Origin of the sequence: Psychrobacter sp., from assembly GCF_036731945.1 — a bacterium.
GTDB lineage: Bacteria > Pseudomonadota > Gammaproteobacteria > Pseudomonadales > Moraxellaceae > Psychrobacter.
Genome location: NZ_DAINDI010000042.1, coordinates 1 through 3,531 on the forward strand (window position 1 = coordinate 1; position 3,531 = coordinate 3,531).

A 3,531-nucleotide genomic window follows, 5' to 3' on the forward strand; every position below is an offset into this window, starting at 1 on the left:
GCGGCTTTTCAGGCGTTGTCACTGGTGGCTTTTCAGGCGTCGTCACTGGCGGCTTTTCAGGCGTTGTCACTGGTGGCTTTTCAGGCGTCGTCACTGGCGGCTTTTCAGGCGTTGTCACTGGTGGCTTTTCAGGCGTCGTCACTGGCGGCTTTTCAGGCGTTGTCACTGGTGGCTTTTCAGGCGTCGTCACTGGCGGCTTAGCTGGCTGATTCATTGCTGGCGGAATATGGTCAGTCTCTTCACCACAAGCTGCAAGCATAAGAGAGATGACCCCAATACTTAAAGCTTTTACTGGAAACATTATTGAATTTTCCAACTTAATACCCTCATTGATATAATTTGAGGGTAATATAACAGGTATGTTAATATCATGTACGACATTTGTTCTATAGATTAAGATATTTTAGCTATTTTAAGGATTTAGCAAAAATATAGTTATATATAATATATTGGTTTGTATCTACAGTTATACGTCATCTCACTATAGGCTTATCCGCTTCTGTAATAATATCGTCTCTCTTCCCAGTTCTGTGGTCGAGTGTAGAAGGTTTATTATCGCCAATATCTTTAGGAATGAGAATTTCATTGTTATTCTCATCGCATTCTACGTCGCTGTCTTTATCATAAGCGATAGGATCAAAGTCCGGCGTGACGTTATCCCTATCTTTGTCTTTTTTAGATAGGTGGTTAGGAGTTGCCTCGTTAGATTTTCTAAAGAGTTTAGAGCGAGTGTTTTTAGTTGAATTTGCTGCATTTTCCTCTGATTTTTTACGGGGTTCACTATGAGCAAAAATAGCATTTAACGGCATGTTTAATTGTTGTTTTGCATAGGCTTCTGTATTTTCAAAGCGATCAACCAATAAGCTCAGCCATGGTTTTTGGTCCTCAATGCTCATCTCATCAAGCTCATCTTTGATAGGCAAAGGATAAGGCAGAGTACGATAAAAATCCCACAAGGTCATTTTGCTCAAATCTTTTTTCAGCACATAATCTTCTTCTTCGGTCATGGTGATAAGATTACTGTCTTGTAGATAGTTAATATAGGTATACCATTTCGGCAGCTCTTTGCGCCCTAAAACATTGCGTAGCGCTTGCTCGCTCACCGCTTCGCCTTTTAAATGATGGGTATAAACGAGATTTAACATATCGAGCAAACTTAGGAGTGGATGGCGCGGATAGACTTCTTCGGTCTCAAAAATCGTCAAGGTATAGCTAATCTCGACGCCGAGCAAAATCAAATTCCATGATAGATATATCCATAATAAAAAGATTGGCAGCGCGGCAAACGCCCCATAAATAGCCTCATAGCTGGTAAAATTCGCCATGACCGTACCAAAAAGGTTCTTCATTAACTCAAAAATAATCGCCACAAAGACACCAGCAATCGCCGCATTTTTTGCAGGGACACGCGCTTTAGGGATAAACCAGTACATACTAATAAAGCCCGCTACCGTGACCGCAATAGAAACGATTTGAATCCAAAACGACCAGTCGATACCGTAGCCGGCGATTTGTCGATTTAAGAAACTTAAGCTTTGTACCGTACTTGAGACGATAAATGCCGTGCCTAAAATCAGCGGTCCTAATGTCACAATCGTCCAGTAGCGCAGAATGCTTTTCATACCGCCTGAACGATTCTCTACTCGCCAGATTTGGTTAAAGGCGCGCTCAATGGTCGTCAAAGTCATGATGGTGGTAAAAAACAGTACCATCGAACCGATGATGGTCAGATTAGATGACTTTTCAGCGAAGTTATTGATATATTTGCTGACTTGCAAGCTCGATTGCGGCAGCAAGTTGCTATATATCACTTCATAAATCTGCGCTCTGACCGACGCAAGCGCTGGCACTGACGACAAAATCATCAAGAGTACCGTTAAGATCGGCACTATTGACAATAGCGTCGTATACGTTAGCGACGCCGCTTTTTGTTGGCAGTTGTCTTCAAAAAAGTGCCGCGTCAAAAAACGTAGAAACTGAAACCAACGTTGGTGTAAAAAAGGGATTTTTTTTAATAAATTTTCCATGACAACCATTTAACGGCAATAAGAGTGCGAATAGTGTAACAAAAGTAAGCGTGCAGAATCTGCCACTGAATTGTGTCAAAATGCACTGAATCAGCGTTGGTTTACATGCTTGTCTATAGCATCTACAAAATGTCATTGCTAAATTCGCTTTATGGGCTTTGTTTGCTGTCAGTGCATGACTCGGGCATAATGTGCACATCTATTATTCATGCGGGTCATTTATAGTGTGATTGACGCGCCTTTGACACTTTATTTTAACGATTTTGTAAGGATGTTTTGCTAATGAGTCAGACCGCCCCTTATGTTTTGGTGCTTTATTATTCAAATTATGGTACGACGAAGACATTAGCATATGCCATTGCTCAAGGTATTGAAGACGCTGGCATGACGGCACGTATTCGTACGGTACCGACCGTCGCGCCTGAAACCACTGCAACTAAGCCTGCCATTCCTGATGAGGGCGACCTTTATTGCACCATGGACGATTTAAAAGACTGTAGCGGGCTTGCGCTTGGTAGTCCGACGCACTTTGGTAATATGGCCGCACCGATGAAGTATTTTTGGGACAATACCGTCACCCTATGGCTGGCAGGAAATCTACAGAATAAACCTGCTGCGGTATTTACGGCTACCGGTTCGATGCATGGTGGACAAGAAACGACCTTGCTGACCATGATGATGCCGCTATTGCACCATGGCATGATGATTGTGGGTGTCCCTTATGCTGAGCCTGCGTTAAATAGAACGCAGCGTGGCGGCTCGCCTTATGGTGCAAGTCATGTGAGCGGCGCGTTACATGATCAGCCAGTAACGGCAGATGAGCGCGAGCTGGCGATTGCCCAAGGTCGGCGTTTGGCAATTACCGCGTCTGCCTTAGCGCAAGCCAATTGGAAGCGTTGATTAACCTTTATAGGTTGCCGCTTGCTGTTATCAATTAGGAAATACATATCTCTCATGGTCACTAACCAATCCAAGCATGACAGTAATATCGACACGCCCGTAGCAAAAACACCTGAAATAGTTAACGCGCAAAAGCCGATAGCGCCTATACGTCAGCGTTTGATGGTGACGTGGTTGGTTTGGCTGGCGTTTAGATTATTGGCATTGCCGATTTTAATCAGCGTCTTTAATCCTAGTCGTCCCGATATCGTTGGTGGTATCGCTTGGCAAGCGTTATGGTTGCTACCGGCGCTGGTTTTAACGCCATCGATATTACGCGGGCGTTCGCCGTATGCGCTATTGATAGACAGTATGTTTACCTTGGTTTATCTTGGCGCGAGTGGGGTGGTGTTATTTACCCGTGTTTATGGCAACAGTTGGGCGGAGATAATGGTCTATCTGCTTGATTTTGTATTATTACTTACCATCAACGTCTGGTTATTTATCTTGCTAAAACGTCTACCGTCAATGAATAATGTCGTTAGGCAGCCACGTTCTCGCTAGATGAGTCTTGGCATCTTGTATTGTTGCAACCTATATTGATAGCAAAAAAGCGGCGCTCCAT

General features: G+C 43.7%; 4 protein-coding genes. 2 read left to right on the forward strand and 2 right to left on the reverse strand.

The genetic code is table 11. The features are described 5' to 3' along the window. On the reverse strand, positions 1 to 301 hold a 301-nt coding region (locus tag V7D75_RS09520; protein WP_333614372.1), incomplete at its 3' end, for a hypothetical protein. 172 nt (positions 302 to 473) lie between these two features. Then, positions 474 to 2,027 carry a YihY/virulence factor BrkB family protein gene (locus tag V7D75_RS09525; protein WP_333614373.1) on the reverse strand — a complete coding sequence of 518 codons (1,554 nt, stop codon included), beginning with the start codon at positions 2,025 to 2,027 and terminating at the stop codon, positions 474 to 476. 282 nt (positions 2,028 to 2,309) lie between these two features. Between V7D75_RS09525 and wrbA the strand changes: the two genes are divergently transcribed. Beyond that, entirely contained in the window at positions 2,310 to 2,927 is a 618-nt protein-coding gene (wrbA, locus tag V7D75_RS09530; RefSeq protein WP_333614374.1) for an NAD(P)H:quinone oxidoreductase, read from the forward strand. Positions 2,928 to 2,981: 54 nt separating this feature from the next. Next, on the forward strand, positions 2,982 to 3,470 hold the full coding sequence (locus V7D75_RS09535; RefSeq protein ID WP_333614375.1) for a hypothetical protein: 489 nt from the start codon (positions 2,982 to 2,984) through the stop codon (positions 3,468 to 3,470). Positions 3,471 to 3,531: the final 61 nt, after the last annotated feature.